At 63.0% G+C, this 26,548-nt stretch carries 28 protein-coding genes; 13 read left to right on the top strand and 15 right to left on the bottom strand.

The window, feature by feature from the left end; all coding sequences use genetic code 11:
• Positions 1 to 579 (top strand): GMC family oxidoreductase (locus tag ABY403_RS01215; RefSeq protein WP_372837779.1); only part of this gene is annotated, 579 nt, incomplete at its 5' end.
• A gap of 12 nt (positions 580 to 591) precedes the next feature.
• Here the strand turns inward: ABY403_RS01215 and ABY403_RS01210 are convergent.
• Positions 592 to 1,287, bottom strand: a complete 696-nt coding sequence (locus ABY403_RS01210) for a glutathione S-transferase N-terminal domain-containing protein (RefSeq protein WP_372837777.1) — start codon at positions 1,285 to 1,287, stop codon at positions 592 to 594.
• Positions 1,288 to 1,418: 131 nt separating this feature from the next.
• Here ABY403_RS01210 and mscL point away from each other — a divergent pair, with 131 nt between their 5' ends.
• Positions 1,419 to 1,841: a large conductance mechanosensitive channel protein MscL gene (mscL, locus tag ABY403_RS01205; RefSeq protein ID WP_372837775.1), complete on the top strand. Its 423-nt coding sequence runs from the start codon at positions 1,419 to 1,421 to the stop codon at positions 1,839 to 1,841.
• Between the two features lie 49 nt (positions 1,842 to 1,890).
• On the opposite strand, the gene ald is transcribed toward mscL, so the two are convergent.
• Positions 1,891 to 3,009 (bottom strand): alanine dehydrogenase, encoded by a 1,119-nt coding sequence (ald, locus tag ABY403_RS01200; protein ID WP_372837773.1) that lies wholly within the window; start codon positions 3,007 to 3,009, stop codon positions 1,891 to 1,893.
• Between the two features lie 141 nt (positions 3,010 to 3,150).
• Between ald and ABY403_RS01195 the strand changes: the two genes are divergently transcribed.
• Positions 3,151 to 3,609 (top strand): Lrp/AsnC family transcriptional regulator, encoded by a 459-nt coding sequence (locus ABY403_RS01195; RefSeq protein WP_372837771.1) that lies wholly within the window; start codon positions 3,151 to 3,153, stop codon positions 3,607 to 3,609.
• A gap of 138 nt (positions 3,610 to 3,747) precedes the next feature.
• Here ABY403_RS01195 and rpsU read toward each other — a convergent pair whose 3' ends face one another.
• A complete protein-coding gene (rpsU, locus tag ABY403_RS01190) occupies positions 3,748 to 3,954 on the bottom strand; it encodes a 30S ribosomal protein S21 (protein ID WP_372837769.1) in 207 nt (68 codons plus the stop codon).
• 104 nt (positions 3,955 to 4,058) lie between these two features.
• Here rpsU and ABY403_RS01185 point away from each other — a divergent pair, with 104 nt between their 5' ends.
• Positions 4,059 to 4,706, top strand: coding sequence for a COQ9 family protein (locus tag ABY403_RS01185; protein ID WP_372837767.1), 648 nt, complete (start codon positions 4,059 to 4,061; stop codon positions 4,704 to 4,706).
• Positions 4,703 to 5,674: an NAD(P)H-quinone oxidoreductase gene (locus ABY403_RS01180; RefSeq protein ID WP_372837765.1), complete on the top strand. Its 972-nt coding sequence runs from the start codon at positions 4,703 to 4,705 to the stop codon at positions 5,672 to 5,674. Before ABY403_RS01185 ends, ABY403_RS01180 begins: the two co-directional genes overlap by 4 nt.
• 3 nt (positions 5,675 to 5,677) lie before the next feature.
• Here the strand turns inward: ABY403_RS01180 and ABY403_RS01175 are convergent, their stop codons facing one another.
• Positions 5,678 to 6,313, bottom strand: a complete 636-nt coding sequence (locus tag ABY403_RS01175) for a ribonuclease T (protein ID WP_372837763.1) — start codon at positions 6,311 to 6,313, stop codon at positions 5,678 to 5,680.
• A 122-nt stretch (positions 6,314 to 6,435) separates the two neighbouring features.
• Here ABY403_RS01175 and ABY403_RS01170 point away from each other — a divergent pair, with 122 nt between their 5' ends.
• The gene (locus ABY403_RS01170; protein ID WP_372837761.1) at positions 6,436 to 7,200 is read left to right on the top strand and encodes a DUF1013 domain-containing protein; all 765 of its coding nucleotides are present in this window, start codon (positions 6,436 to 6,438) and stop codon (positions 7,198 to 7,200) included.
• A gap of 48 nt (positions 7,201 to 7,248) precedes the next feature.
• On the opposite strand, the gene ABY403_RS01165 is transcribed toward ABY403_RS01170, so the two are convergent.
• Genes ABY403_RS01165 through ABY403_RS01155 form a run of 3 tightly spaced genes read right to left on the bottom strand, consistent with a single transcriptional unit; the run spans position 7,249 to position 9,197 of the window.
• On the bottom strand, positions 7,249 to 7,521 hold the full coding sequence (locus ABY403_RS01165) for a DUF2267 domain-containing protein (RefSeq protein ID WP_372837759.1): 273 nt from the start codon (positions 7,519 to 7,521) through the stop codon (positions 7,249 to 7,251).
• 12 nt (positions 7,522 to 7,533) lie between these two features.
• Positions 7,534 to 7,707 (bottom strand): DUF2267 domain-containing protein, encoded by a 174-nt coding sequence (locus tag ABY403_RS01160; RefSeq protein ID WP_372837757.1) that lies wholly within the window; start codon positions 7,705 to 7,707, stop codon positions 7,534 to 7,536.
• A gap of 11 nt (positions 7,708 to 7,718) precedes the next feature.
• Positions 7,719 to 9,197, bottom strand: coding sequence for an NAD-dependent succinate-semialdehyde dehydrogenase (locus tag ABY403_RS01155; protein ID WP_372837755.1), 1,479 nt, complete (start codon positions 9,195 to 9,197; stop codon positions 7,719 to 7,721).
• Positions 9,198 to 9,293: 96 nt separating this feature from the next.
• On the opposite strand from ABY403_RS01155, the gene ABY403_RS01150 reads away from it, so the two are divergent.
• Positions 9,294 to 10,067: an alpha/beta hydrolase gene (locus tag ABY403_RS01150; protein WP_372837753.1), complete on the top strand. Its 774-nt coding sequence runs from the start codon at positions 9,294 to 9,296 to the stop codon at positions 10,065 to 10,067.
• Here the strand turns inward: ABY403_RS01150 and ABY403_RS01145 are convergent.
• The gene (locus tag ABY403_RS01145; RefSeq protein ID WP_372837751.1) at positions 10,057 to 11,049 is read right to left on the bottom strand and encodes a P1 family peptidase; all 993 of its coding nucleotides are present in this window, start codon (positions 11,047 to 11,049) and stop codon (positions 10,057 to 10,059) included. The two genes, ABY403_RS01150 and ABY403_RS01145, sit on opposite strands and share 11 nt — an antisense overlap.
• Before the next feature lie 59 nt (positions 11,050 to 11,108).
• Positions 11,109 to 11,849, bottom strand: a complete 741-nt coding sequence (locus tag ABY403_RS01140; protein WP_372837749.1) for an SDR family oxidoreductase — start codon at positions 11,847 to 11,849, stop codon at positions 11,109 to 11,111.
• A gap of 123 nt (positions 11,850 to 11,972) precedes the next feature.
• On the opposite strand from ABY403_RS01140, the gene ABY403_RS01135 reads away from it, so the two are divergent.
• On the top strand, positions 11,973 to 12,671 hold the full coding sequence (locus ABY403_RS01135) for an SDR family oxidoreductase (RefSeq protein WP_372837747.1): 699 nt from the start codon (positions 11,973 to 11,975) through the stop codon (positions 12,669 to 12,671).
• Between the two features lie 83 nt (positions 12,672 to 12,754).
• Here the strand turns inward: ABY403_RS01135 and ABY403_RS01130 are convergent, their stop codons facing one another.
• From ABY403_RS01130 to ABY403_RS01115, 4 genes are read right to left on the bottom strand one after another with little or no spacing between them, the layout of a single operon-like run.
• Positions 12,755 to 14,203: an aldehyde dehydrogenase family protein gene (locus ABY403_RS01130; RefSeq protein ID WP_372837745.1), complete on the bottom strand. Its 1,449-nt coding sequence runs from the start codon at positions 14,201 to 14,203 to the stop codon at positions 12,755 to 12,757.
• Positions 14,200 to 15,789 (bottom strand): ABC transporter ATP-binding protein, encoded by a 1,590-nt coding sequence (locus tag ABY403_RS01125; protein WP_372837743.1) that lies wholly within the window; start codon positions 15,787 to 15,789, stop codon positions 14,200 to 14,202. Before ABY403_RS01125 ends, ABY403_RS01130 begins: the two co-directional genes overlap by 4 nt.
• Entirely contained in the window at positions 15,786 to 16,595 is an 810-nt protein-coding gene (locus ABY403_RS01120) for an ABC transporter permease (protein ID WP_372837741.1), read from the bottom strand. The genes ABY403_RS01125 and ABY403_RS01120 overlap by 4 nt, the downstream gene beginning before the upstream one ends.
• The gene (locus ABY403_RS01115) at positions 16,592 to 17,536 is read right to left on the bottom strand and encodes an ABC transporter permease (RefSeq protein WP_372837739.1); all 945 of its coding nucleotides are present in this window, start codon (positions 17,534 to 17,536) and stop codon (positions 16,592 to 16,594) included. The genes ABY403_RS01120 and ABY403_RS01115 overlap by 4 nt, the downstream gene beginning before the upstream one ends.
• A gap of 226 nt (positions 17,537 to 17,762) precedes the next feature.
• Between ABY403_RS01115 and ABY403_RS01110 the strand changes: the two genes are divergently transcribed.
• Positions 17,763 to 18,572 (top strand): L,D-transpeptidase, encoded by an 810-nt coding sequence (locus ABY403_RS01110; RefSeq protein ID WP_372837737.1) that lies wholly within the window; start codon positions 17,763 to 17,765, stop codon positions 18,570 to 18,572.
• Between the two features lie 63 nt (positions 18,573 to 18,635).
• Here the strand turns inward: ABY403_RS01110 and ABY403_RS01105 are convergent, their stop codons facing one another.
• Both ABY403_RS01105 and ABY403_RS01100 read right to left on the bottom strand, forming a co-directional pair.
• Positions 18,636 to 20,108: an ABC transporter substrate-binding protein gene (locus tag ABY403_RS01105; RefSeq protein ID WP_372837735.1), complete on the bottom strand. Its 1,473-nt coding sequence runs from the start codon at positions 20,106 to 20,108 to the stop codon at positions 18,636 to 18,638.
• 147 nt (positions 20,109 to 20,255) lie between these two features.
• Positions 20,256 to 21,536 carry an acetylornithine deacetylase/succinyl-diaminopimelate desuccinylase family protein gene (locus ABY403_RS01100; protein ID WP_372837733.1) on the bottom strand — a complete coding sequence of 427 codons (1,281 nt, stop codon included), beginning with the start codon at positions 21,534 to 21,536 and terminating at the stop codon, positions 20,256 to 20,258.
• A gap of 146 nt (positions 21,537 to 21,682) precedes the next feature.
• Between ABY403_RS01100 and ABY403_RS01095 the strand changes: the two genes are divergently transcribed.
• The 4 genes from ABY403_RS01095 to ABY403_RS01080 form a co-directional block, all read left to right on the top strand.
• The gene (locus ABY403_RS01095) at positions 21,683 to 22,759 is read left to right on the top strand and encodes a hypothetical protein (RefSeq protein ID WP_372837731.1); all 1,077 of its coding nucleotides are present in this window, start codon (positions 21,683 to 21,685) and stop codon (positions 22,757 to 22,759) included.
• Positions 22,749 to 23,879: a hypothetical protein gene (locus tag ABY403_RS01090; RefSeq protein WP_372837729.1), complete on the top strand. Its 1,131-nt coding sequence runs from the start codon at positions 22,749 to 22,751 to the stop codon at positions 23,877 to 23,879. The genes ABY403_RS01095 and ABY403_RS01090 overlap by 11 nt, the downstream gene beginning before the upstream one ends.
• 80 nt (positions 23,880 to 23,959) lie before the next feature.
• On the top strand, positions 23,960 to 25,894 hold the full coding sequence (locus tag ABY403_RS01085) for an ATP-binding protein (protein WP_372837727.1): 1,935 nt from the start codon (positions 23,960 to 23,962) through the stop codon (positions 25,892 to 25,894).
• Between the two features lie 70 nt (positions 25,895 to 25,964).
• Positions 25,965 to 26,548 (top strand): DUF6638 family protein (locus ABY403_RS01080; RefSeq protein WP_372837725.1); only part of this gene is annotated, 584 nt, incomplete at its 3' end.

The following is a 26,548-nucleotide window of genomic DNA, read 5'->3' as shown; positions in this document are numbered from 1 at the left end:
GAGGCGGGGGCGTTCTTTTGCTCGGAACCGGGGCTGGCGCGCCCTGATCTACAGATTCATTTCGTGATCGGCATTGTTGATAACCACATGCGGCACCTGCATCTGGCCGATGGCTATTCGGCCCATATCTGCGTGCTGCGCCCCTACAGCCGGGGGACGGTTGGCCTGACCTCATCCAATCCCGCCAGCGCGCCGCGGATCGACCCCGGTTTTCTGTCCGACCCGCGCGATATGGCCTTGATGCTGCGCGCGGCGCGCAAGCTGGAACAAATCCTCGATGCCTCGCCGCTAGCCCCGTGGCGTGGCGCGCAGCTTTATCCTCATGATGGCAGCGATGCTGCGCTAGAGGCAGACATCCGCGCGCGCTCGGACACGATCTACCACCCTGTCGGCACCTGCCGCATGGGCAATGACGAGATGGCGGTGGTGGATTCGGCGCTGCGGGTGCGCGGCATTGCGGGGTTACGGGTGATCGACGCATCGGTGATGCCGCGCCTTCCGGGGGGCAATACCAACGCGCCGACCATCATGATCGCGGAAAAAGCCGCAGAAATGCTGCGCAGCGAAGCGCAGCATTAACGCGGTAGTTCATCAGGGGCGCGGCGGCTGCAAAAGCCCGCGCTGCACGGCCGAGCGCGCAAGAAAGCGGTCAAGATATGCGGGCACGTTCTTTAGCGCCGACCAGCCAACAAGGTCTGTCGCCTTGTAACCATCGCGCAGCGAGCGCAACCAAGGCGCGATGGCGATATCGGCAATCGAATACTCGCCCGCGATCCACTCGCGCCCTTCCAGTGCCGCATCGAGTACTTTCAGAAGGCGCTCGCTTTCGGCGCGATAGCGTTCTTTCGGGCGCGGGTCTTCGATTTCCTTGCCGGCAAAGCTGTGGAAATAGCCCAACTGGCCGAACATCGGCCCAATTCCACCCATCTGGAACATCAGCCATTGCAGCACTTCATAACGATGCGCTGCGGGCAAAAGTGCGCCAGCCTTTTCGGCCAGATAAATCAGAATCGCGCCGCTTTCGAACAGCGCAAGCGGTTTGCCGCCCGGACCATCGGGGTCGATGATTGCGGGGATCTTGTTGTTGGGGTTCAGCGAAAGGAACTCGGGGCTTGTCTGGTCGTTGGCAGCAAAGCTGACCAGATGCGCGTCATAGGGCAGGCCAAGTTCTTCGAGCGCGATGGAAACCTTGACCCCGTTGGGGGTCGGGAATGAGTACAGCTGCACAGCATCCGGCGTGCGCGGCGGCCAGCGGCGGGTAATGGGAAATGCGGAAAGATCGCTCATATGATGCTCCTTTGGGACAGGGCTAAGCTAAGTAGCCCGTCCACATTTCGGAAGGCTGCAAATTGCACAATCGTATGGTAGCGTTAGCACAGGCACCATAAGGGGCCAGACGGAAACGAGGAAACCGTAACATGATAAAAGAATTCAAGGACTTCATTGCCAAGGGCAATGTCATGGACATGGCCGTTGGCATCATTATTGGTGCGGCCTTTACGGCAATTGTCACCTCGCTTGTGGCCGACCTCATCAACCCGATCATCGGGCTGGTCACCGGCGGAATGGACTTTTCCAACCTGTTCGTGAACCTTGGCGAGGGGGATTATACCAGCCTTGCCGTGGCGCGCGAAGCGGGTGCGCCGGTCTTTGCCTATGGCTCGTTCATCACCGCAGTGATCAACTTTCTGATCATTGCATTCGTGGTTTTCTTGCTGGTGAAGATGGTCAACCGGGTCAAGGATTCGGCGATCAAGAAAGAGGCGGCCGTCGCAGCAGCGCCCAAAGGCCCCAGCGAGCTTGATGTGCTGATGGAAATCCGCGACGCGCTGAAGAAGTGACGCACCGAGACAATTGAAAAGGCCCGGTCTTTCGACCGGGCCTTTTGCATTACATCGCCAGCGCGGCTTGCGGCGTGATGCTGGGCAGGCCCAACGCCTCGCCCACCGCGGCGTAGGTCAGCTTGCCTGCGTGGACGTTCAGCCCCGCCAGCAAGTGCGCATCGTCGGCGCAGGCTTTTTTCCAGCCCTTGTCGGCCAGCGCCAGCATGAACGGCAGCGTGGCGTTGCCCAATGCGATCGTCGAGGTGCGGGCCACAGCGCCCGGCATGTTGGCAACACAGTAGTGCAGCACGCCATCAACTTCGTAGATCGGATCTTGGTGCGTGGTCGCGTGGCTGGTTTCAAAGCAACCGCCTTGGTCGATTGCCACGTCCACCAGCGCCGCCCCGGGCTTCATGGTCTTGAGTTGCGCACGGCTGATCAGCTTGGGCGCAGCGGCGCCGGGCACCAGAACCGCACCAATCACCATGTCTGCAAGGGTGATCAGTTCGGCAATGTTGCCTGCACTTGCGTAAGAGGTTTTGAACTCGCGCCCAAAGACGTCATCTAGGTAGCGAAGCCGCGGCAAGGAACGATCGAGCACGGTCACATCGGCACCCATGCCGCTTGCCACACGTGCCGCATGCGTCCCAACCACGCCACCACCGATCACCAGCACCTTCGCGGGGCCCACGCCGGGCACGCCGCCCAACAGCACGCCACGCCCGCCGTTGGCCTTTTGCAGCGTCCACGCGCCCACTTGCGGGGCCAACCGGCCGGCAACTTCGGACATCGGCGCAAGCAGCGGTAGCCCGCCCATGCGGTCTGTCACGGTTTCATACGCAATGCAGGTGGCGCCCGATTTCAGCAGATCGGCAGTCTGTTCCGGATCGGGTGCGAGGTGCAGGTAGGTGAACAGTACCTGGCCTTGACGCAGGCGCGCCCTTTCGACCGGCTGCGGCTCTTTGACCTTTACGATCAATTCGGCGGCGGCAAACACCGCCTCGGCGCTTTCGACGATCTTGGCACCAGCGGCCACGTAATCGGCGTCGGTAAAGCCAGCGCCCATGCCGGCGCTGGTCTCGATCAGCACCTCGTGCCCGTGCAGCACCGCCTCTTGCGCGGCGTTGGGCGTAATGCCGACGCGAAACTCTTGCGGTTTGATTTCTTTAGGGCAGCCGATCTTCATAGCAGAATCCTTAATGTGTCGCTCGCGCGCAGTGTGCCGCAAACGCGCTGCAATTGCTTTGCAAAGACCGGTGGTGTTGGGACGAAAATAGGCATATATCTTCGAAAAATGATGTAAAAAATCGAAGGAACGTGCGCAGAAATGACGATTGACGCGACAGACCGCCGTATTCTCGCCGCGCTGCAGCAGCAGGGGCGCATGACCAATGCCGAACTGTCGGAGAGGGCGAATCTTTCAGCGTCGGCCTGCCACCGCCGCGTCCAGCGGTTGGAGTCCGAGGGGTATATCCGCGATTACGTGGCGCTGCTTGATGCACGCCGCCTTGGCCGACCAACCACGGTGTTCGTGGAAATCACCCTGTCAGGGCAAGCTGACGAGGTGCTGGATGCGTTCGAACGCGAGGTGCGCAAGATCCCCGATGTGCTAGAGTGTCATCTGATGGCAGGCAGCGCCGACTATCTTCTGAAAGTTGTCGCGGAGGATACAGAAGATTTCGCGCGCATCCACCGCGCCTATCTTGCGCGGCTTCCGGGCGTGGCGCAGATGCAAAGTTCATTCGCGTTGCGCACAGTTTTCAAGACCACCGCGCTGCCGATCTGAAGCTGGCCTCCGGCGGGGATATTTTGACTAAAGCAGGTGCAAAGATGGTCGGTCGTACCCATCGCGCGCAAAGAAAAACCCCCGCGTGGTGCGCGGGGGCTGATCGACGCGGGTTGCCCCGCCAGCTATTCCAGACGCTTAGAGCGCGCCTTCACGCTGGGCCTTTTTGCGCGCCAGTTTGCGCGAGCGCCGAATCGCTTCGGCTTGCTCACGGGCACGCTTGACCGAGGGCTTTTCGAAATGCTGCTTGAGCTTCATTTCACGAAAAACCCCTTCGCGCTGAAGTTTCTTCTTCAGGGCACGAAGCGCCTGTTCGACGTTGTTGTCGCGAACGCTGACCTGCATGTGGTTGTCACCACCTTCCTAGGTTTGAGTTGCATGCATTTGCAGGAAGCGGTCCTATAGCAGCGGGCATATGGTTTGTCTACCATCGGAACGGAGTAGGCGGCATGAAGAACTCAAACCTCGATGTAGCGGCGGCGCGGGCCGATTTGCTGGCAGCGATCTTGCCGAACGTGCCGTTCGACGGATGGTCAGAGCCGGCTTTCAAGGCGGCGGTAGAGGCGAGCGGAATCGAGCTCGCCTTGGCGCGTCTGGTTTGCCCGCGCGGTGCGGTCGATCTGGCCGTGGCCTATCATCGCGCTGGCGATGCCGCGATGCTTGCGCGGCTGGCAGAGATAGATCTGAGCGCGATGCGCATCCGTGACCGTGTTGCGATGGCACTGCGCTTGCGGCTGGAGGTCGCTGACCCGGAGCTGGTGCGCCGCGGGGCTGCCGTTTTTGCGCTGCCGCAGAATGCAGCGACAGGCGCGGCGCTGATTTGGGCCACGGCGGATGCGATCTGGCGCGCTTTGGGTGATAGCAGCGACGATTTCAACTGGTATTCCAAGCGGATGTCGCTTTCGGCGGTCTATTCCGCTTGCGCGTTGTTCTGGATGGGCGACACCTCGGAGAGGCAGCGCGACACCGAAGAGTTTATCGCGCGGCGGGTTGAAGATGTGATGACGTTCGAGCGGTTCAAGGGCCGTATCGTGGACCTTCCGGGGGTGAAAGACCTGCTTTCAGGCATTCGCGCGCCGGGCGCGGTGCGGCCATGATGCGCGCGGTCGAAATCGCCTCGCCGGGCGGGCCAGAGGTTCTTCGGCTTTGCCAGCGGCCGGTGCCGGTGCCGGGGCAGGGCGAGATTGTCATCAAGCTTGCCTATGCAGGGGTGAACCGCCCGGATGCCTTGCAGCGCGCGGGGGCCTATGCGCCGCCGCCGGGTGCCTCGCTTTTGCCGGGGCTGGAAGGTGCGGGCCATGTTGCCGCGGTTGGGGCGGGCGTGACGGAATGGGCTGAGGGCGACGCTGTTTGTGCGCTGCTGCCGGGTGGTGGCTATGCCGAATACGCCGTCTGCTTGGCGCAACATGCCTTGCCGGTTCCCTTGGGCGTTTCGCTACGCGATGCGGCCTGTTTGCCGGAAACCGCCTTCACCGTCTGGTCCAACGTGGTAATGCGCGGGGCCTTGCGCGCGGGCGAGCGGTTCTTGGTGCATGGTGGCAGTTCTGGCATCGGCACGATGGCTATTCAGGTGGCGCGCGCGTTGGGTGCGCGGGTGTTCGCCACAGCCGGAACGCCAGAGAAATGCGCGGTCTGCGAGGCGCTGGGCGCTGTGGCGATCAACCATCGCGACGCGGATTTTGTGAAAATGCTGCGCAGCGAAGGCGGCGCCAACCTTATTCTCGATATGGTTGGCGGTAGCTATGTTGAGCGTAATATCAAGGCGTTGGCCGATGATGGGCGGCTGGTGAACATCGCTTTTCTACAAGGGCCGAAGGTAGAGCTAAACCTCGCACAGGTGATGGTGCGGCGGCTGACCCTGACAGGCTCGACGCTGCGCCCGCAAAGCGATGCTGCCAAGGCCGAAATCGCGCGAGACTTGCGCGCGCGGCTTTGGCCGCTGATCGAGGCGGGCGCGGTGCAGGTGGTGCATGATTCCGAATTTGCGTTGTCCGATGCCGCACTTGCCCATGCCCGCATGGAAAGCGGGGCGCATATTGGCAAGATCGTGCTTAAAGTTGCCTGAAGATCAACGCACAGCACCCATATAGGCGTTTGGCAGTTGGCAATCGCGCAGCGTGTCGGCGGCGCAGGGGCGCAGGGCAAGCTCTTTGGTCAGGCAGATCCGCACCTCTTGAATCATGCCCTGTTTGCAGGTGATGGTAATCATGTCTTGCTGCAACGCGCCATTCACCTCTAGAAACGCGTCCTCCACTACCGAGGCGGGCAGCCGCACGTCGCGGTCGAGATTTTGGAATACCTTCGGTATGACAATACTTTCATAGGCTTGCCGCGATGCCGCGAAAAATTGCTGCGCAGAAAGACCGGTGCAGCGACCGTGCTTTTGCCACTCGTACCATGCCAGCCCCGAGCCGCCCATGATATCGGCCATAGCCGCGGTTTCGCTGCGCGTCGGGTCGCGCTCGCTTGTGTGGCACCAACTCGGCCAGCCGCTTTCATACTGTGGCCAAAGCCCGTGCAGCGTAAAGCTGAAGTCATGGCGCGTGTCGCATTGCGGATCGGCGCGCGCATCACCTGTCATCGCGCACCAGTTTGGCGACCAGCTCAACGACATCACGTAATAGTCGAAATCACCCGCGCGCTCGCCTTCCGCCAGCACAGGGCTGGCGGTCAGGGCGATCAGCAGGGCAAGCGGCAAACGCATTTTCGCTTTTCTCGCGGATGGATCGGGGGTATATGGGCGTCAATTCCCCCCGAAGAATGGAATGGCGGCCAAGGCCGCAGCCGTTTTCCCGGCACGGGAGAGATTTGTAAAGGAGAGATCCGATGACACGCCCCCTGATGAGCAAGGCAACCGCCGTATGGCTGGTGGAAAACACCACGCTGACGTTCAAGCAGATCGCCGACTTCTGCGGATTGCATGAGTTGGAAGTGCAGGGTATTGCCGATGGCGATGTAGCCATCGGTGTGAAAGGATTCGACCCGGTCGCATCCAGCCAGCTTGATCAGGGCGAAATCACCAAGGCCGAGGCCGACCCGGCCTATTCGCTGCGGCTCAAGTTCAACGCGGCCGCCGTTGGCGAAGAAAAGCGTCGCGGCCCGCGTTATACCCCGCTGTCAAAGCGGCAGGATCGCCCGGCGGCAATTTACTGGCTGGTGAAGTTTCACCCCGAACTGGCGGATGCGCAAATCGCGCGGCTGGTGGGCACCACCAAGCCTACCATCGCCTCCATTCGTGACCGCTCGCACTGGAACATCGCCAATATCACCCCGATCGACCCAGTGGCGCTTGGCCTGTGCAAGCAGACCGAGCTTGACGCCGAGGTGCAAAAGGCCGCCAAGAAAAAGGCAGCCGAAGGTGGTCTGATGACCGATGACGAGCGGCGCAAGCTGGTTTCCACCGAAACCTCGCTTGCCATGGGCACCAGCGCGCGCATTGCCGGTATCGAGGCAGTCACCCGCGTGGTTGACGAGGAATATTCCGCACCGCGCGATTTCTCGAACGCCGACGCCTTCTTCAATCTGCCCGAGGGGGCCGACGAAGATGACGAAGACGATACTGAAGGCCAAAAAGGCGGCAAGCGCCGCTAAGACGACGCTCGCAATTGCAAAGGCCCGGGGGTGCACCCCGGGCCTTTTTCATACGATCCGCCGCGCAAGTTCCGCAGGATCGGCTGTATCGAGGTGCCAGAAGGCGGCCGCGCCTTGCGGCAGCTCAGCCAACACCCGGTCTAGCGCCGACTGATCGACCGCGCGACGCAAGGCCCACGCCACCGCCTCTATCGCATGTGGCGGTGTGAGGTTGTGGTTGGGTCGCAGCGCCATCGCTTCGCGCGCCATCGTCTCGCGCGCGGTAAAGGGCGGCGGCGGCACTTCAGGATGCCAGTCCTGCACGAAGATCGCGCGCAGCACGGCGGGCAGCACCTATGCAAAGGCTATGCCCTCGCTATAGCTCAGGCGGCGGCGGAAGGTGCAAAACACACCATCCACCGCCGTGTAGGCCATATTGTCCGAATCCAGTCCCAGCTTGGACTTCGCGTCTTCCAGAAAAGCCGCGAAGTCCTTTGTTGCGTGCCGATAAGCCCAAGGCATGGGCATAGGCTACCCCCTCAGATGCTGAGGCAGATATACTTCATCTCAAGGTAGTCTTCCATTCCGTGGTGGCTGCCTTCGCGCCCCAGCCCAGATTGCTTGACGCCGCCGAAGGGTGCCACCTCGGTCGAGATGATCCCGGTATTGACCCCGACGATGCCATATTCCAGCGCCTCTTGGACGCGCGTGATGCGGCCGATATCGCGGGCATAGAAATAGCTGGCGAGGCCAAAGATCGTGGCATTGGCCTTGGCGACGACTTCTTCTTCGGTTTCGAACTTGAACAGGGGGGCCAGGGGGCCAAAGGTTTCTTCGTTGGTCACCATCATGTCGTCGGTGACCCCGGTCAGAATCGTCGGCTCGAAGAAATTGCCGCCAAGCGTATGGCGGTGGCCGCCTAGCTGGACTTGCGCGCCTTTGGATTGCGCATCGGCGATGTGCTGTTCGACCTTCTCTACCGCTGCCAAATTGACCAGCGGCCCGAAATCGACCGTATCGCGCAGGCCGTCGCCGACGCGGGTTTTTTCTACTGCCGCGCGCAGTTTCGCTGCGAAGGCGTCGTAGACACCGGCCTGCACATAGATGCGGTTGGCGCAGACGCAGGTCTGGCCGTTGTTGCGAAACTTCGAGGCCATCGCCCCGGCGACCGCCGCATCGAGATCGGCGTCATCAAAGACGATGAAGGGGGCGTTGCCGCCAAGTTCCATCGAGCATTTCATCACCTGATCGGCAGCCTGCCGCAGCAGGATGCGCCCAACCTCGGTAGAGCCGGTAAAGGTCAGCTTGCGCACCAGGTGGTTCTCGCAGAACTCTTTGCCGATGTCGGATGACCGTGTCGAGGTGATCACCGACAGAATACCCTTGGGCAGACCCGCGCGTTCACCCAAGACCGCCAGCGCCAGCGCCGACAGCGGGGTTTCTGCGGCCGGGCGCGCGACAAATCCGCATCCCACCGCCAGTGCCGGGCCGCATTTGCGGGTGATCATCGCGTTGGGAAAGTTCCACGGTGTGATTGATCCGACCACCCCGATCGGCTGCTTGATAACCGTGATGCGCTTGTCGCGCATATGGCCGGGGATGGTTTCGCCGTAAACGCGCTTGGCCTCTTCGCCGAACCATTCGATGAAGCTTGCGCCATAGGCGACCTCGCCCTTAGCCTCGGCCAAAGGCTTGCCCATTTCGGCGGTCAGGATCAGCCCGAGGTCGTTCTGATTGGCCATCATCAGTTCGAACCATTTGCGCATCACCACGGCGCGTTCCTTGCCGGTGCGCGCCGCCCATTCCTTCATTGCCTCATGCGCGGCCGCGATGGCGCGGGCGGTTTCAGCGCGCCCGAGGTTCGGCACTTCGCAGATCACATCGCCGCGCGCCGGGTTGGTGACAGGAAAGGTCGTGCCGTCATCGGCCTCGATCCATTCGCCCGCAACAAAGGCGCGGGTGGCCAGAAGGCTCGGATCTTGCAAGAGGCTCTTGAGGTCGGTGGCGGTGTCGAGCATGGTTTCCTCCAGTAGGCGCGTGGTTACGCCTGAGCAAAAGCACGCGGGCGCGCGCTTGTCCAGCAAACCGACGACCGCAAACGAAAGGAAATCGGCATGAGCATGGACCGGGCCTACACCAACTCGGCATTCATTCCGGGGGGCGATGGCTATGCGCCGCGCTGGGCTGCCGCCGCCGCCGCGTTTCGCGAAAGCCATCCGCCAGAGCGGCTGACCTATGGTCCGGCAGCGCGCAACTGGGCCGATCTCTTTCACCCCAAGGGGGCACCGCATGGCCTCGTCGTGTTCGTTCATGGCGGCTACTGGCTGCGCCTTGCTCCCGACGATTTCTCACATCTCGCCGCAGGTGCCTTGGCGGCGGGCTATGCGGTTGCGCTGCCCGCCTACACGCTGGCCCCCGCCGCGCGGATTGGCGCGATAACGGCCGAATTGGCGCAGGCGTTGGGCGTGCTGGCATCCCGCGTGGCGGGCCCCATCCACATTGCGGGCCATTCCGCAGGCGGCCACCTTGCGGCCCGCATGGCCTGCGCCGATCTTCTGCCCGAGGCATTGGCCGCGCGCGTGGTGCGGGTGCTGCCGATCTCGCCCGTGGCCGATCTTTCGCCATTGATGCTGACCGAAATGCAGGCCGACCTGCGGCTCGACGCTGCCGAGGTTGCTGCCGAAAGCCCGGTCTACCTGCCGCGCCGCGCGGGCATGGACGTTCGCGTTTGGGTGGGTGGCGCAGAGCGGCCGGCTTTTCTGGCGCAAGCCGGGGCATTGGCCACCGCGTGGGGCGCGCCGCTGACGGTTGAACCCGACCGTCACCATTTCGACGTGATCGAAGGGCTTGCCGCCAAATCGCCGCTGCTCAGCGCGCTTATCGGCTAAAGCGGCTTGCCCATGCGGGTTGCAGATCGCCCGGCATCGGGCGGGCCTCATAGACTGCGCGCGCAATCGCGCGGGCAAGGCAGCTGGCCGCTGCATGTCCCAGCACGAACGGCTGCACCATCGCATCGGTCAAAGGCTTTGCGCCAGTAGCTGCGGCAAAAACCAGATCGCCATCAAACGGGGTATGGCTTGGCACGATTGCGCGTGCCATGCCATCGTGCGCGGCGGTGGCGAAGCGCTGCGCCTGCGCTTGTGTAAGCGCGGCGTCGGTTGCCACAATGGCAATCGTCGTGGCCTCGCCCATCCGCTTCATGGGGCTTGGTTCGTGCCCGGCGTCAAAGCGCGCAGGCAGCCCCAGCCCGCCGAATTCGCCGCCCATCTCCCACGGTGCCGCCCAGAACTCTGGCCCGTCGTCCACTGTCACCGCGCCAAGCGCATTTACCGCCACCAGCGCGCCCACCGTGATGCCACACTCCAGCACCAAGGAGGCGGACCCGAGGCCCCCCTTCCATGTGCCGGTCATGGCACCATACCCGGCCCCAGCCGAGCCGAGATCAAACTCGGCCGCCGCCGCCGCCAGCGCCTCGCGCCCCAAACGCTTGTAGGGGTTTTCCTGCCAGCCCTTGTCGCCGCCGTTCAGCAGATCGAACAGAATCGCACCGGGCACGATCGGCACCCGCACGTCGCCCACCTCGAACCCGCGCCCTGCCGCGCGCAAACCGTCTGCAACGCCCGAGGCCGCATCGAGCCCAAAGGCCGACCCTCCGGCCAGCACCAGCGCATCGACCTCTTGCACCAGCTTGTCAGGGGCGAGCAGATCAGTCTCGCGCGTGCCCGGCGCGCCGCCCATCACATGTACCGCCGCCACAAAGGGCCGCGCCCCCAAAAGCACCGTGGCACCGGTTCGCACGGCGCTGTCTTCGGCATTGCCGACCCAAAGCCCTTCAACATCGGTGATCAGGTTGCGCTTGCCCGGTTTCATTTGGCCTACCTTGTCTTGGTCAATCGTTTCAGGGGCGGGGCGCAAAGCCCCACGTCGCGTCAGATGCAGCGCCCGCCGTCAACTTCCATCGCAACGCCCGTAACCATGCTCGCCTCGTCCGAACACAGATAGAGCGCGGCATTTGCCATGTCTTCGGGCGTCGAAAACCGCCCCAGCGGAATCGTTGCCAGAAACTTTGCGCGTATCTCGGGCGTGTCTTCGCCCATGAAACTCTTGAGCAGCGGCGTCTCGCCCGCAACGGGGTTGATCGCGTTCACGCGCACACCAAAGGGCGCCAGTTCCACGGCCATCGCCTTAGTCGCGGTTATCATCCAGCCCTTCGAGGCGTTGTACCAGCTTAACCGAGGCCGTGGGCTGACCCCGGCGGTAGAGGCCACGTTCAGAATTGCCCCCCGCCCTGCCGCCTTCATCAGCGGCACGATATGGCGCGCGGTCAGATAGACGGACTTGGCGTTGACGGCGAGGATGCGGTCGAACTCGGCCTCGCTCACCTCTTCCATTGGTTGCGGCAGATGCGTGATGCCTGCGTTATTTACCAGAATGTCGATTTGCCCCCAGGCGGCCATTGCCGCCGCTGCCATTGCCGCAACGCTGGCATCGCGGCTGACATCCACCACCTGCGCACGGCCGCCACATTCGCTTGCCGCCGCTTCGGCTGCGGCGGGATTGATGTCGGCAAGCATTACCCGCGCGCCTTCTGCCGCGAAGCGCCGCGCGATGCCTGCGCCAAAGCCCGAACCCGCGCCTGTAACGATTGCCGTCTTGCCTTGAAGTCGCATGATGCCTCCGATCTATCTTGTTGCCCCAACCTGCCGACTGGCGCGGCGAGCGCAAGCGAGTAGTTGCGGCCAGTCGCCGGGTCTGACATGGTCCCCCGACTTTTTTGAACCTAGGAGAGAACAATGGACAAGGTTGCACTGATCACCGCGGGCGGCAGCGGTATGGGCGCTGCTGCGGCGCGCAGGCTGGCGGCTGATGGCTTCAAGGTTGCCATCCTTTCCTCTTCGGGCAAGGGCGAGGCGCTGGCCGAGGCGCTGGGCGGCATTGGCGTTACCGGCTCGAACCTCGTGCAGGCAGATGTTGCGCGCCTCGTTGATGCCGCGATGGCGAAATGGGGCCGCATCGACGTGTTGGTGAACAGCGCAGGCCACGGGCCGCGCGCGCCGGTGCTCGAAATCTCGGATGAAGATTGGCACAAGGGGATGGAGGTTTACTTCCTGTCCGCCGTGCGCCCGGCGCGTCTGGTGACACCGATCATGCAGGCGCAAGGCGGCGGCGCGATCATCAACATCTCGACCTTCGCGGCGTTCGAGCCGGACCCGACGTTCCCCACCTCGGGCGTGTTCCGCGCCGGGCTTGCCGCCTTTACCAAACTGTTCGCAGATCTTTATGCAGCCGAAAATATCCGTATGAACAATGTGTTGCCCGGCTATATCGACAGCCTGCCCGAAAAGGCCGAGCGTCGTGCGCAGATTCCGATGGGGCGGTATGGCACCATGGCCGAAATCGCCGGTGTCATCAGCTTTCTTGCCTCGGCGGATGCGACCTATATCACCGGGCAGAACCTGCGCGTTGACGGCGGCATCACGCGGTCTGTGTAATTTTTCCGGCGGTTTGGGCCTTGCCTTAAACGTCTCAGCGGCACCTTTGCGGGTGCCGCTGAGAAAGACTTCTTCGCAATGCCCTACCCGTGGCTTGCCGCCACCGTTTTCAGCACCGAAAACCCGTAGAGCGCTTCGAACCCCTTTTCGCGGCCGTGGCCCGATTTTCCGACCCCGCCAAACGGCAGTTCAACCCCGCCACCGGCCCCGTAGTTGTTAAGGAAAACCTGCCCCGCGCGCAGACCCCGCGCCAGCCGCATTTGCCGCGCGCCGTTCTCGCTCCAGACGCTCGCCACAAGGCCGTAGTCGGTGCCATTGGCAATCGCCAGCGCTTCGGCCTCGTCGTCAAACGGAATGACGACCTGCGCGGGCCCGAAAATCTCTTCCTGCGCCAGCCGGTGGCCGGGGCGCACATCGGCCAGAAGGCGCGGCGCGATATAGTGCCCGCCTGCGGGCGCGTCGGCGACGATTTGCCCCTCGGCGGCCACCGTAAGATCGGAGCCAACCGCGAAATAGCCTTCGACAATGGCCTTTTGCCGCGCCGAAATCAGCGGCCCAAGGTCATGGTCGCCCAGTGCCGGGCCAACCCGCAGCGCGCGGTAGCGTGCCGCCATCGCCTCGACCACCTCGTCATAGCGCGACCGTTCGACCAGTATCCGCGACGCGGCCGAGCAGGTTTGCCCCGCGTTCTGAATGCCTGCGTTCACCAGAAACGGCAGCGCCTTGGCCAGATCGGCATCGGCAAAGACCAGTTGCGGCGACTTGCCGCCAAGTTCCAGCGTCACTGGCACGATATTGCGCGCAGCGGCCGCCTGCACCAACGCGCCCACGCCTACCGACCCGGTAAACGAAAGGTGGCGCACGCGGGCATGGCCGCTCAGCGCCGCGCCCGCCTCTTCGCCAAGCCCCGGCACCACGTTCAGCGCGCCAGCAGGCAGCCCCGCCTCTACGGCGATACGGGCGAAGGCAAGCGCGGTCAGGCTGGCTTCTTCGGCGGGTTTCAGCACGGCGGCATTGCCCATCGCCAAGGCCGCGCCGACCGAGCGCCCGATAATCTGCATCGGGTAGTTCCATGGCACGATATGCCCCGTTACCCCATGCGGTTCGCGCAGCGTATAAACCGTATAGCCCGGCAGATAGGGGATCGTTTCGCCCATCACCTTGTCGGCAGCGCCCGCGTAAAACTCCATGTAGCGCGCCAGCGCCAGCGCATCGGCCCGCGCTTGTTTCAGCGGCTTGCCCACATCTTGCGCCTCGATCTCTGCCAGATCATCGGCGCGCGCCTCAACCGCCTGCCCGATCAGCGCCAATACGCGTCCCCGCTCGGTCGCGCTCATGCGGCCCCAGTCGCCCGCCATCGCGGCCTCGGCGGCCTCTACTGCGGCGCAAATCTCGGCCTCGCCGCCGCGCGCAATCTCGGCCACCACTTCGCCGGTCGAGGGGTTTTCGACCGGCAGCGTGGCGCTGGGTTTCAACCATCGCCCGCCGATCAGCATTTCGGTCGAGTCAAACCAGAGCGCGGTCACGGTCATGCAATCTTCTCCATCCAATCGGGCGGTATCTGCGGCGTTGCCGCGACAAGGCGGCGGGTGACTTCGTGGCGGGGGGCGGTAAACAGCGCCTCGGTCGGGCCTTCTTCGACGATCCGCCCCGCTTCCATTACCAGCACGCGGTCGGTGATGGCGCGCACCACGCTCAGATCGTGGCTGATGAACAGATAGGCCAACCCGTGGCTTACCCGTAGGTTTGCCAAAAGGTCGAGCACTTGCGCGCGGATGCGCACATCCAGCGCGCTTACCGCCTCGTCCAGCACGATCAGGTCTGGCCGGGTGATCAGCGCGCGGGCAATGGCGATGCGCTGGCGCTGGCCGCCGGAAAACTCGTGAATGTATTTGCGCCGGTCGTCGGGGTGCAGGCCCACCTCGACCAGCGCTTCAGCCACGCGCTCGCGCCAGTCGGCAGGGGGGGCGGGCAGCAGATGGAATGGCTCGGCCACCAGACGATCAACGCGCCAGCGCGGGTTGAAACTACCGTAGGGGTCTTGAAACACCACTTGCACATCGGCGCGCATCGCATTGGGCATGTTCGGGCCGACCGGCTTGCCGAAAAGCCGTATCTCGCCGCCCTGCAAGCGATCGAGCCCCAGTATCGCCCGCGTCAGGGTTGATTTACCGCAACCGGAAGACCCCACAAGACCAAGGCTTTCGCCTTCGTGCAACGTAAAGGAAACGTCATTTACCGCATAGAGCATCGGGCGCGGTGCAAAGGCCGAAGGCCGCGCCAGCGTGTAGGCGCGCAAGGCGTGTTCCACCACCAAAAGCGGCTCTGGCTTGCCGATATCGACGCGCTTTGGCTGATGCGCCGAGGCTGCAAAAAGCGCGGCCGTATAGGGGTGCGCGCGGGCGCGAAACAAAGGCTCGGTCAACCCCTGCTCGACAATCCGGCCAGATTGCATGACGGCGGTATGGGTTGCCAAGCCGGCCACCACTGCCAGATCGTGGGTGATAAGCATCAGCCCCATGCCTTCGTCATCGACAAGGTCGCGCAGCAATTCAAGGATCTGCGCCTGCGTCGTGACATCCAGCGCCGTTGTGGGTTCGTCCGCGATCAAGAGCGCAGGTTTCAGCGCGATGGCCAGTGCGATAGCCACCCTTTGCCGCTGCCCGCCAGAAAGCTCGTGCGGGTAAATATGCAGCGGAAAGCGCGGCTCTGGCAGGCCGACCCGGTCAAGCTTTTCGCGCGCCACCGCCAGCGCCTCGGCACGCGGCATTGCGCGGTGCACCATCAGCGTTTCGGCCACCTGATCGCCAATGGTCATCAGCGGGTTAAGCGCGGTCATCGGCTCTTGGAAGATCATCCCGATGCGGTTACCGCGCAGCGCGCACATGGATTTTTCCGACTGGTTCAGCAGGTCCACGCCTTCCAGTTCGGCGTGGCCCGTGGTCAGCGCGCCTTGCGGCAAAAGCCCCATCAGCGCCAGCGCCGTCAGCGACTTGCCAGAGCCGCTTTCGCCGACCAGCCCGAATATCTCGCCGGGGGCGAGGGTGAATGAGACATCGTTCAACAGCGCCGTGCCGTTGATCGAAACCGAAAGGTCGGTGATAGAAAGCAGGCTCATCTTGCGCGCCTCAACCTTGGATCAAGCGCATCGCGCAAGCCATCGCCCAACAGGTTCAGCCCCAGCACGGTGGCCACGATTGCAAGGCCCGGAACGATCGCCACATGCGGTGCCAGCGTCACCATGGTCTGCGCATCGGCCAGCATCCGCCCCCAGCTTGGCAACGGCGGCTGCGCGCCAAGGCCCACATAGCTTAGCCCCGCTTCGGCCAGAATCCCCAGCGAGAACTGGATTGTGCCCTGCACGATCAACAGGTTGGCGATATTGGGCAGGATGTGTTCGGCCGAAATGCGCGCGCGCCCCTTGCCCGCCACCTGCGCCGCGCGGATGTAATCGAGCGTCCAAAGGCTCATCGCGCCGCCACGGGTGACACGGGCAAAGACCGGAATGTTGAAAATGCCGATGGCGATGATGGCGTTGATCGCAGAGGGCCCGAAAACGGCGGTGATGAGAATGGCGATCACCAGCGAAGGGAAGGCAAAGATCAGGTCGTTGCCGCGCATGGTCAACTCATCCGCCCAGCCGGGCCGCGCCGCCGCCAGCAAGCCCAGCGGCACGCCCAGCCCCATGCCGATGCCCACCGCCACCAGCGCCACCGCCAGCGAGGTGCGCGCCCCCACCATCAGCATCGCGGCGATATCGCGGCCAAAATGGTCGGTGCCCAGCCAATGCGCGGCCGAAGGTGGCTGCAACTTTTCCGCAATCGTCAGAACGGTCACGTCGTAAGGGGTCCAGACCAGCGAAACCAGCGCCGCAATCAGCGCCACGCCCGCAAGCACCCCGCCAATGGCAAGGCCGGGCTTCATCCGCGCACCCGCAGGCGCGGATCGACCGCGGCATAGGCGATATCGGTCAGAAAGGTCACAAGGATCACTGCAAAGACCAGAATCATCACCACAGATTCGACCACGATCAGATCGCGCTGGGTGATTGCCTGAAAAATCAGCCGACCAAGGCCGGGAATGTAGAACACGTTTTCAATGATGATCGCACCTGCCAGCAAGAAGGAAAATTGCATCCCCAGTATTGTCAGCACCGGGATCATCGCATTGCGCAAGGCGTGCCGGGTCAACGCCTGCGCGCCGCTCAGGCCCTTGGCGCGCGCCGTGCGGATATAGTCTTGTCCCAGCGTCTCGATCAGCGCCGAGCGCAGCACCCGCGCCAGAATTGCCGCCTGCGGCAGTGCTAGCGCCACGGCGGGCAGCGTCAGCGCGCGCAAGGCCGCCAAAGGGTCGCCCCACCCGGGAAAGCCGCCTGCGGGAAACACCCGCCAATGCAGCGCGAAGGCCAGCACCAAAAGCATCGCGAACCAGAAATTGGGCACCGCAATCCCCAGCTGGGTGCCCCCCATCACCATATAGTCGGCAGGCCGCCCGCGCCGCGCGGCGGCAAGCAACCCGATCGGCATGGCGACCGCCGTAGAAAGCAGCAGCGCCAGCCCCGCCAGAGGCAGTGAAATCAGCAACCTGTCTGCCACAAGGTCTGCCACCGGCACCTTATAGGTGTAGGAAATGCCAAAATCGCCCGTCAGCATACCGCCAAGCCAGCCGAGATAGCGCATCGGCAATGACACATTCAGCCCCAGCGCATCGCGCAGCGCCTCCACCGTATCGGGGGCCGCGTTCATGCCAAGCATAAATGCTGCCGGATCGCCGGGGATGACCTCGATCACTGCGAAGATCACCAGACTAGCCGCAAGCAAGCTTACGACGAGCGAAAGTAAACGCTTGAGAAGGTATCGCGCCATTCAGCCCCCTATGTGCCGGGGCAGGCTAGTCGCTGCGTCCGCCGGGGTCCAGAGCTTGCGGGCAAAGAAGGTGGTGCCCCATCACTCTCTATAGGGTATCTGGTCACACACGCGGCATCGATTGCGCGCAAGGGCTTGACGCGGCACCCAAGGGAGGGTGCAGATAGGTCGAGCACCCGGCAACTGTCGGGATTCGCGCGAGATCGCGGAAAAATCAGGAGCAGACGTGCTAAAACCCACCAGATTTCCGAAACGCGCAGCACTTGCGCTTTGCGTCAGCTTGGCGCTCTCCGCCTGTTCCGAGCCGCAAATGGCAACGTCATCCTTCGTGCCGCTGGAATATACAGAGCGCGTCGATGGCGAATACGTCATTCCCGCCGTGGACGCCGCATATCTCAACGCGCGCAACCGTCGCCAGTGGGTCGAATACACCGGCCCGGAAGAACCCGGCACGCTGGTTGTCGATCCGTTCGCGCGCTTTCTCTACCATGTGGTAGAACCGGGCCTTGCCATGCGCTTCGGCATCGCCGTGGGCCGCGAAGGCTATGGCTTCCGCGGCGATGCAGTCATCCGCCGGCGCGAGGAATATCCCGGCTGGATGCCCACGCAAAACATGATCCGGCAAGAGCCCGAGCTTTACGGCCCGCTTGCCGCAGGCTTGCCGGGCGGGCTTGATAACCCTCTGGGCGCGCGCGCGCTCTACCTCTATCGTGGCGGGGTCGATACGATGTATCGCATCCACGGAACCATGGACCCTTCGTCGATCGGCAAGGCCACTTCGGCAGGCTGCATCCGCCTGTTCAACCAAGATATCATCGACCTGTTCGACGAATCCCAGATGGGGATGCAGGTAAAGGTGCGCACCCACGAAGAAAGCCTCGCAATGGAAGGCCCGGTGGTCGAACTTTCGACCGGCTATCTGGTTGCCGCCACCGACATTGCCGCCATCCAAGCCGATGCGGCAATGGTCGCGGCAGCCGAGGCCGCGGCCGCGGCAGAGGCCGCAGCAGCGGCTGCGGCGGTCCCCTCAAGCTGATCCTGAAATGGCAACGCCGCCCCGGTCAGGGGGCGGCGTTGGTTTGTCGCGTTTTTGGGTAGATCAATCGACCCAGTGCACCGCGGTCAGATCGTTCGCCTGCGTCGGCGAGTTTTCCCAAAGCCCTTCGATCTTGGCATTGGCAACGCCGGTCTTGGCCAATTGGAACAGGTAGCCGTTGACATAATCCTTCGCGATCATGTCTTGCGCCTGCACCAGCAACTCGCTGCGCGCGGCAACATCGCTGGTGCCTTTCAGCTCATCCATCAGCGTCACAAACTCGGGCCGCGCATACTGGAAGTAATAGTCGGGCCGCGCGTAGATATCGATGTCCATAGGCTCGGTATGGCTGACGATTGTCAGATCAAAATCGCGCCCGCGGAACACCTGCTCCAGCCACTGCGCCCATTCCATATTGGTGATTTCGGTCTCGATCCCGACCGCGCGCAACTGCGCTGCGATGATCTCGCCGCCACGCCGCGCATAGGTCGGCGGCGGCAGCGCAAGACGCAGCTTCAGCCCCGTAACACCGGCCTCGGCCAGCAGCGCCTTCGACCTTTCGGGGTCAAACGCTGAAAGCGCGCTCAGATCGACATAGTCGGGGTTGTGCGGCGCGAAATGCGTGCCAATCGGGGTGCCATAGCCGAACATCGCACCGTCGATGATGTCCTGACGGTTGATCGCATGTGCAATCGCCTCGCGCACCAGCACGTTGTCCAAGGGCGCCTGCTTGTTGTTCATAGCGAGAATAGTCTCGCCCTCGGTCGAACCGATGATCACCTTGAAGCGCGGGTCGGCGGCCAGTTGCGGCAGCGTCTCCGGTGCCGGGAAGTTCGGGAAGGCGTCAAGATCGCCCGCCATCATCGCGGCAAAGGCGGCAGTAGGATCGGAGATGAAGCGGAAGGTGGCCTGCGACAGTGCAGGTTTGCCGCCCCAATAGGCATCATTCGCCTTCAGCGTCACATGATCGCCCTGCACCCATTCCGAAAACACGAATGGCCCGGTGCCGACCGGCTTGGTGGCAAGGCTTGCCGCCGTTTCAGGCGCCACGATCACCGCATCGCCCCAAGCCATCTTCCAGGCAAAGGCACCATCCGGCGCGTTCAGCGAAACCACCACAACACCCGGTTCGAAAACCTCGACCAGTTCGATGCCGGCAAACAGCGGCTTTTGCGCATTGGTGCTATCTTCCGCGCGGGCGCGGTTGAGGGTGAACTCCACATCATATGCGTCAAAGGCGCTTCCATCGTGGAAGGTCACGCCCGAACGCAGAAAGAAGGTCCAGATCCTGCCATCTGGCGAAACTTCCCATGCCTCGGCCAGCGCGGGCAGTACCGCGCCGTCTGGCCCGAACCGGGTCAAGCCCTCGAAAATGTTGGCATAGACAACTTCGTCAATCGCCGCCGCAGCACCCGCTGTCGGGTCAAGGTTCGGCGGCTCAAGCACCATGCCGACCGTAATCGTATCCGGCGCGGCCCAAGCCATTCCGGCGCTCAGCAGCAGCGCGGCGAATGCCGGCTTGAACGGTTTTCTCATGTCTCGTCTCCTGTTGGGTCCGCGGCGCTGCCGCGCCGTCGGTTGGGTGCCATGATTGCTGCGAACCTGCGGGCGATCAAGCAGTTTGCAGGGTTTTGCAAAATGCTTCAGTTCAAATATCCCCCCGCGGAGCGGGTGGTGCCACATTCACCCGGCCAGCAATTCCGCCAGAACCAGCGCCATAACCCGCGCGCTGTCGGCCATATCGTCCACGCCGACCCATTCGTCGGGCTGGTGCGCAAGGTCAAGCACGCCGGGGCCGTAGGCGATGCAGTTTTTCAGTCGCCCGATTCGGTCGATATGCTTCTGATCGTAGGTTCCCGGTGAAACCACGTATTGCGCCTCGCGCCCAAGCACCTTCTCGATCGCCGCGGCGGTAGAGCGCACGATAGGCGCTTCGCGGTCGGTCATGCTTGGCTGCACTTCGAACATGTCGCGCACTTCGTAACTAAAGGTCGGGCGCTCGGCCTTGACCCGTTCCAACAGTGCCGTAACCTCGCGCTTCACCTCGGCCAGATCTTCCTCGATCAGAAAGCGGCGGTCGATGATGATGCGGCAGCGGTCGGCAACGCAGGGCGCAGGCAGCCCGGTGTAGCCTTCGGGTGGTTCTGCCTGCCCGCCGTGTATCGAGTTGATGTTCAGCGTCGATTGCTTGGCCCCTTCGGGGATCACGGGCATCGCGGTGCTCTTGCCCGCCAGCAGCGGGTAAAGCTTCGTTTCGATTTCGGCCAGCACCGCGCCCATGTGGCGAATGGCGCTGTCGCCCAGAAACGGCATCGAGCCATGCGCGATGCGCCCCTTGGTCTCGATCTCGGCCCACCACACGCCGCGATGGCCAAGGCAGATGCGGTCCTTGTGCAGGGGCTCGGGGATGATGACGTGCTGCACCCGCTCGGGCGCGAACCAGCCGTTCTCTGCCAGATAGGCCACGCCGCCGAAACCGCCGGATTCTTCGTCTGCCGTGGCCGAAATCTCGATCGCGCCGCGCCAGTCGGGGCAGGCGGCCATGAATGCTTCGGCCGCGATGATGCTGGCCGCAAGCCCCCCCTTCATATCGCAGGCCCCACGCCCATAGATGCGCCCGCCATCGAGTTCGCCGCCAAAGGGATCGCGGGTCCAGCCGTGGCCGACCTCGACCACGTCATGGTGGCTGTTGAAATGCACGCAGTCGCCCGGCCCCGTGCCCTCGCGCCGCGCGATCAGGTTCCAGCGCGGGTACGCCGCGCAATCGCCCGGCGCGCCTTCGGCACGCACGAAGGTGATGGCAAAGCCCTGCGGCTCCAACCGCGCGGCCAGATAGTCGCAGATGTCGCGATAATGCTGGCCCGGCGGGTTCAGCGTCGGAATACGGATCAGGTCTTGCGTCAGCGCGATAAGGTCATCGCGGCGCGCGGCGATTTGGGCGTAAATGGGGGAGGAATGTTTCATTTGAAAACCGTAGCGCCGCGGCCCGCCCCCTGCAACCGAAAGCGGTGGATCGGCGGGCCGGATTTCGCTAGCTTTTCGCAAGGCGGGTCTGGAAATGCGCGCGCGCACGCACCAGCTTGTGAATAGTGTTAACATTGGAGGCGATGATGGCGAGTTTCGAAGCGCAGATCGAGGAAAGCCAGAAGCAGGTGGCCGAGACGCAGGCGCGCATGACCGCGCTTACCGCGCGGATCGAGGAGGCGCGCATCAAGGCCGAGGCTGGGCAAGACATAACGCTCGATATCGAAAACGCCACGCTGGCCGATGTGCAAACCCATGCCGACGCGATGAACGCTAATATCGCCGAATTGATCATGGGGCTTGACGATGTGACGGCCGGTTTCTCGCGTGACTTCGACCAGATGCGCACGAAAACCGGCTGGGAAAGTTTTGTCGGCGTATTCGCGCGCGGCAAATCCGAGGCGATGCGGCAGGAACGTCTGCGCTCGGCCAGCATCGACGCCAAGCTGCAAGACCTGATTGGCAAGTCCGACGTGATCGTGCGGCTTCTGGAAGGCCAGCTTGGGGTGCTGAACGAGCAGAAGGCAAAGGTTGAAACCAACCTCACCGAGACCCTTTCTGACCGTGAAGCCACGGTGGCCGCGCTTGAATCCGTGCGTGCCGAGATCGAGGCACTTGATCCCAAGATCATCGATCTGGAAAACCGCGTCGCGGTTGAACAGGACGCGGCCGCGCGCACAAGGCTCGAAACCGAACTGGCAGACCTCAATGTGCGCCACAACGCCTTGGTGCAAGACGAGCAGGTGAAGCTGGCCAAAAGCCAGACGCTGGAACGCTATATAGAAAAGGGCAAGACTTGGGTCGACTCCTTGCAGAACCAAGCGGCAACCCAGATGGTGCTGATCAACAAGCTGCAAACCGACACCAAGCAGCGCGTCGTTCTTTATGATGCGTTGACCAAAAGCCTCAAGACCGCGCAGCAGCAAGACGTGGCGCACCGTATCAACGAAATCGGCGTAAAAACCGACCAAGAGGCGCAAACCGCGATGGCAGGCATTGGTGCGGCCACCAACACCCGTATGGCCGAAATGCTCGAAGCCCACGAAGGCCACATGGTATTCGCCCGCAAGGTGCTGGAGCAAAAGGCAAAAGCCGACGAACGCTTTGCCCGCCGCTTTGCCGAGATTGTCGAGAAACACGACAAGAACCTCTATGGCGGGTAAGATTGACCTGACCGGCGACCACAAGCGGCTGGATGATGACCTTGCCGCGCGGCGCTATTTTGCCAAGTTCGACCGTATCACGCGGCTTTTGGTTGCGGTCGCGGGCGCGATGGAGGCTGACCGGTCGCTGACCCGGCTCGATACCGGGGTCTTGTCGGGCTATGTCGGCGCCATTTCGGCCGCATTTCGCGCACTTTCGTTGAAATACCTTGTCTCGGGGCGCATCGACGGGCTTCTGGCGCAGCATCTGACGATAGACCTGCATGAAAGCGGTTTTCCGATCTATCAGGAACTTGCGACGATGGCCAACGACGCCGCGCAAGCCGCGCAGCATTTGCGCGGCATGTCCGAGGCCGAAGAGCTGAAGGATGAGATGATCCGCCAGATCGTCGGCGCGCGCGAGATACCGACCAAGCTGCAATACGCGCTCAGCCAGCGGCTTTATTACGAGGCGCTGGCCAAAGGCGGCGTGTTCTGGCCACAAATGCACCCCGCCGCGCAATGGTTGGCCGATCTGCCCAAGGGGCGGCGCAGCTATCTGGTGCATTGGGCGGTTTATGACAGCCAGCTCAACGTGCCCGTGGTCTATTTGCTGGAGCTGGAAGATAGCGGCCGCCGCGCGCTGCCGTTGGATCAGGGGCGCTGGCCGCGGGCGCAGTCGCATCTGCTGGCGCAGTCGGTGGGCGGGCTGAAGCTTGTCACCATCGCGCGCGGTTTCGATGACGATTTCGACGATCTGCACCCCAAGCGGCTGCGCCGTATTCATCTCGGCCCCATGTATTCAAGCGCTTATACCCTGCAAACCGGGCCGATCCGCGAGGTGCTAGAAGAGGCACACGCGCCCGAAGGCGACGACTGGGCGCTCGCCTGGGCGGTGGAGGAGCTCGAAAGCGAGCGGGTAGAGTGGGAAAAGGGCTGGTTCAGTCAGACCGAACGGCAGGTATTTCGGCTCGACCCGTTTTCGGGGCGCGGCGTAGACCTTGGCGCCAGCCGGCTGCAACGCGCGCTGATCCTGCCGCAGCGCCCGTTTCAGGTGCTGGCCGAGAAAGACCCAGATGGCTTTCGCGACATGCGCAAGTTCGTGGTCGGGCGCGAGGGGCGTGTATTGGTGTATGGCTAGAACCGGGGCAGGGACGGGGCTATGCGCCCTCGGACCCCCCGCAAGGTATTTGAACAACAAAGAAGCAGCAGGATCAGCCAATGAGCATGCCGCGTGACGAGATGGAACTGAAGGAAGAGGCGATCCGCGCGCATTACGCCGCCGCCGGGGCACTGCTGGCTGGGTTCGACCACGCGCCGCGGCTGGCAAAGGCACTGGCGGTGGAACCCGCCGCGGAACGCTCGCCGGGAATCGGGGCTCGGCCTCGGTTTCGCTCGACCACGCCGGGGTTGGTCACGCGCTCGGTGGCGCGCCCCGAGGGGGTGCGGCTGGCAGATAGGGTGCTGGCGGTGGGGGGCGATGCGCTGCCCGGCCCGGTGCGCGCGTCCGTGGTGCAGGGGTTGCGGCGGGCGCTGGCGATTGCCTTGGCAATGGGCGAAAGCTTTGCCGAAGTAACCGGGCTTGCCGAGCTGAAAAAGGCCAATTTCGAGGCGCGGCTGCCCGGGCAGCGGTCGGCCGAGTTCAGCGAATTGCTGAGTGCCGAGGCGCTGGTGGTGCTTTCGGTCTTTGCCAATGCAACGGCCTTTTTACTGGCGCCCCAAGCGGGTGAGGTGACGGTCGAGGTCGGCGCGGTTGAAGAGATCCTGACCGACAACGCGCCGCTCGCGCTGCACGGCGTGCTGTGGGAGTTGGATCAAGACATCGCCGCCTTCGCCAATGACGAGGCGCGCCTCGTGGCGGTGGTGCTGGCCTATGCCGAGCAACTGATGGAAAAGGTGCGCCTGCGCGGCGAAAGCGCGCCGCGGCTTGGGGCGTTTACCGGCTCTGCTTGGCGCGTTGCGGCGGATGATTTTCCGATTGCGGGTTTTGCGCCTGCACGCAAGGCGCGCGGCACCACGCTGTCGATGGCGTTCAAGAAACCCAACGAGGTGATCGGCAACCACATTGCGAAATATCAGGCAATGCGGCTGGCCAAAATGCTGATGGCCTATGATTTTGACCGCCGCATGAACCCCTTTGCCGAGATGGGCGGTTTCATTTTCACCTTCATGGGCGATGGCAAACCGGGCACGGGCAAGACCACCCTCATTCAGATGATGGCCGGATTGCTGAATGATTACTGCAAGGTGGCAGGCTACCCGTTCCGCTATCAGAACCTGAGCATCGACACGGTCGATAGCTATCAGGGCAAGTCTGGCCAAAACGCCAAGGCTTTCATCTCATCGGTGATGGACCCTGCTGTGATTGGCTTTGGCACGGTCGATGACATCGATCAGGTTGCAGGCAAACGCGGCGATCGGCAAAGCTCTACCGGCCAGCAGGAAATCACCGCTGTGCTGATGGAGGCGTTTGCGGGCGCGAACACCGTGGTGCGCGGCAACTGCACCTTTGGGATGTTTTCGAACTACCCTGAAAACGTCGATGACGCGCTGCGTCAGCGGGCCGGGGCGCGGTTTCTGGTCGATGGGCCGCAAAGCCGCGAGGATTACATCGACATTCTGGCGCTGCTTCTGGGCAGCAACCACACCATCCCGCTGGGCGATCACATGCTTTACGCCGCGCAAGAAATTCGGCGCGCCGTGGCCGACAGTTTCGAGCGCCACGGCCACCCGCAAGAGGCCGGGCTGCGCGCGGTCTGGGAGGCGGTCGAAAAACGGCAGGGGCGGCTGGATACGATCGCCAAGCTCGGAACCTACCTCAAGGCCATTCAAGATGCCGACCCGCGCTTTACCGGCCGCGCGATCAAGAACATCACCGACGCCGTAAAGGTGCGCGCGATGGATTTCGAGCTGCCGGACCTCTGGATGGAAGACCCAGAGCTGTTCCTGTTCAAGGATTACGACACCAAGCGCGCGATGATCGCCGATCTGCGCAAGCCCATCACCGTGGAAATGGTGGTGCAGGAAATCAACCGCTACGCCGACAGCGAGTTCCGCTATGCCGACAAGTCCGACGAGGCGGCGATTGACGCCGCAGTGCGCGACATGCGGCGGATGGAAGAGGCAAAGCGGCGGTATCTGGAGGGGAAAGGGTGAGGGAGCATGGTCCAACGCTTTCCTGCCCGGCGCTGCCGGGCCGTGCCCAAGCCGATGAAAAGGCATTGAAATGAAACGCCTGATCGAAAAAGGCCTGATGTATGGCAACCTCGTGCTGGTTGATAGCCCGCCGCTGATCGAGCGCTATAACCGCGCGCTCAAGCAGCTATCGGGGCGCACCACGGCGCTTGCCGAGTTTCACATCGACCTTGCGGGTTTCTCGCCCGAGGTGGGTGAGGAGTTGGGCGACGATCTTTACCTCAACCCCAAGGGCTGCAACCGCCAGTTCATTCTGCTTTCGACCGAACAGAAAGGTGCCCCCCTGCTCAACGCGCAGTTTTCAAACTGGCGCAACATTCTGACCCGCTTCATCGAACAGAACGAGGCGCAGCTATTCTCGCTCACCGCGCGCGATGCGGTGGCGGGCGAATTGGAAGATTCGGTTTACGAGGTTGATAGCCCCGCGCGGCTTTTCGATTTCAACCGTATCACGGTAGTTGCCGATACCACCGGCGCGCATGTGGCCGAGGCGACCAAACTCGCCAAGTTGATCGAGCGGTTCCGGGCCGAGCCTGACGCGTGGTGGGATGATGTGCTGATCGCGCAGATGATTGGCCTTGCCAAGAAAACCGGCGACGTGACGCGCCAGCCGGT

The organism is Phaeovulum sp., from assembly GCF_041596715.1.
In the GTDB taxonomy this organism is placed as follows: domain Bacteria; phylum Pseudomonadota; class Alphaproteobacteria; order Rhodobacterales; family Rhodobacteraceae; genus UBA6213.
Note: the sequence above shows the minus strand (reverse complement) of the source record. Positions and strands in the feature narration are given on the sequence as shown.

Bases quoted from the DNA above. Each gene is read 5' to 3' on its own strand.
- ABY403_RS01120 (WP_372837741.1), bottom strand. From the start codon at position 16,595: ATGAAGCCCGGCCTTGCCATTGGCGGGGTGCTTGCGGGCGTGGCGCTG.
- ABY403_RS01210 (WP_372837777.1), bottom strand. From the start codon at position 1,287: ATGAGCGATCTTTCCGCATTTCCCATTACCCGCCGCTGGCCGCCGCGC.
- ABY403_RS01095 (WP_372837731.1), top strand. From the start codon at position 21,683: ATGGCGAGTTTCGAAGCGCAGATCGAGGAAAGCCAGAAGCAGGTGGCC.
- ald (WP_372837773.1), bottom strand. From the start codon at position 3,009: ATGAAGATCGGCTGCCCTAAAGAAATCAAACCGCAAGAGTTTCGCGTC.
- ABY403_RS01175 (WP_372837763.1), bottom strand. From the start codon at position 6,313: ATGCGTTTGCCGCTTGCCCTGCTGATCGCCCTGACCGCCAGCCCTGTG.
- ABY403_RS01130 (WP_372837745.1), bottom strand. From the start codon at position 14,203: ATGACCGTGACCGCGCTCTGGTTTGACTCGACCGAAATGCTGATCGGC.
- ABY403_RS01105 (WP_372837735.1), bottom strand. From the start codon at position 20,108: ATGAGAAAACCGTTCAAGCCGGCATTCGCCGCGCTGCTGCTGAGCGCC.
- ABY403_RS01150 (WP_372837753.1), top strand. From the start codon at position 9,294: ATGAGCATGGACCGGGCCTACACCAACTCGGCATTCATTCCGGGGGGC.
- ABY403_RS01160 (WP_372837757.1), bottom strand. From the start codon at position 7,707: ATGCCCATGCCTTGGGCTTATCGGCACGCAACAAAGGACTTCGCGGCT.
- ABY403_RS01170 (WP_372837761.1), top strand. From the start codon at position 6,436: ATGACACGCCCCCTGATGAGCAAGGCAACCGCCGTATGGCTGGTGGAA.
- ABY403_RS01155 (WP_372837755.1), bottom strand. From the start codon at position 9,197: ATGCTCGACACCGCCACCGACCTCAAGAGCCTCTTGCAAGATCCGAGC.
- rpsU (WP_372837769.1), bottom strand. From the start codon at position 3,954: ATGCAGGTCAGCGTTCGCGACAACAACGTCGAACAGGCGCTTCGTGCC.
- mscL (WP_372837775.1), top strand. From the start codon at position 1,419: ATGATAAAAGAATTCAAGGACTTCATTGCCAAGGGCAATGTCATGGAC.
- ABY403_RS01185 (WP_372837767.1), top strand. From the start codon at position 4,059: ATGAAGAACTCAAACCTCGATGTAGCGGCGGCGCGGGCCGATTTGCTG.
- ABY403_RS01100 (WP_372837733.1), bottom strand. From the start codon at position 21,536: ATGAAACATTCCTCCCCCATTTACGCCCAAATCGCCGCGCGCCGCGAT.
- ABY403_RS01090 (WP_372837729.1), top strand. From the start codon at position 22,749: ATGGCGGGTAAGATTGACCTGACCGGCGACCACAAGCGGCTGGATGAT.
- ABY403_RS01140 (WP_372837749.1), bottom strand. From the start codon at position 11,849: ATGCGACTTCAAGGCAAGACGGCAATCGTTACAGGCGCGGGTTCGGGC.
- ABY403_RS01195 (WP_372837771.1), top strand. From the start codon at position 3,151: ATGACGATTGACGCGACAGACCGCCGTATTCTCGCCGCGCTGCAGCAG.
- ABY403_RS01135 (WP_372837747.1), top strand. From the start codon at position 11,973: ATGGACAAGGTTGCACTGATCACCGCGGGCGGCAGCGGTATGGGCGCT.
- ABY403_RS01180 (WP_372837765.1), top strand. From the start codon at position 4,703: ATGATGCGCGCGGTCGAAATCGCCTCGCCGGGCGGGCCAGAGGTTCTT.
- ABY403_RS01115 (WP_372837739.1), bottom strand. From the start codon at position 17,536: ATGGCGCGATACCTTCTCAAGCGTTTACTTTCGCTCGTCGTAAGCTTG.
- ABY403_RS01085 (WP_372837727.1), top strand. From the start codon at position 23,960: ATGAGCATGCCGCGTGACGAGATGGAACTGAAGGAAGAGGCGATCCGC.
- ABY403_RS01125 (WP_372837743.1), bottom strand. From the start codon at position 15,789: ATGAGCCTGCTTTCTATCACCGACCTTTCGGTTTCGATCAACGGCACG.
- ABY403_RS01145 (WP_372837751.1), bottom strand. From the start codon at position 11,049: ATGAAACCGGGCAAGCGCAACCTGATCACCGATGTTGAAGGGCTTTGG.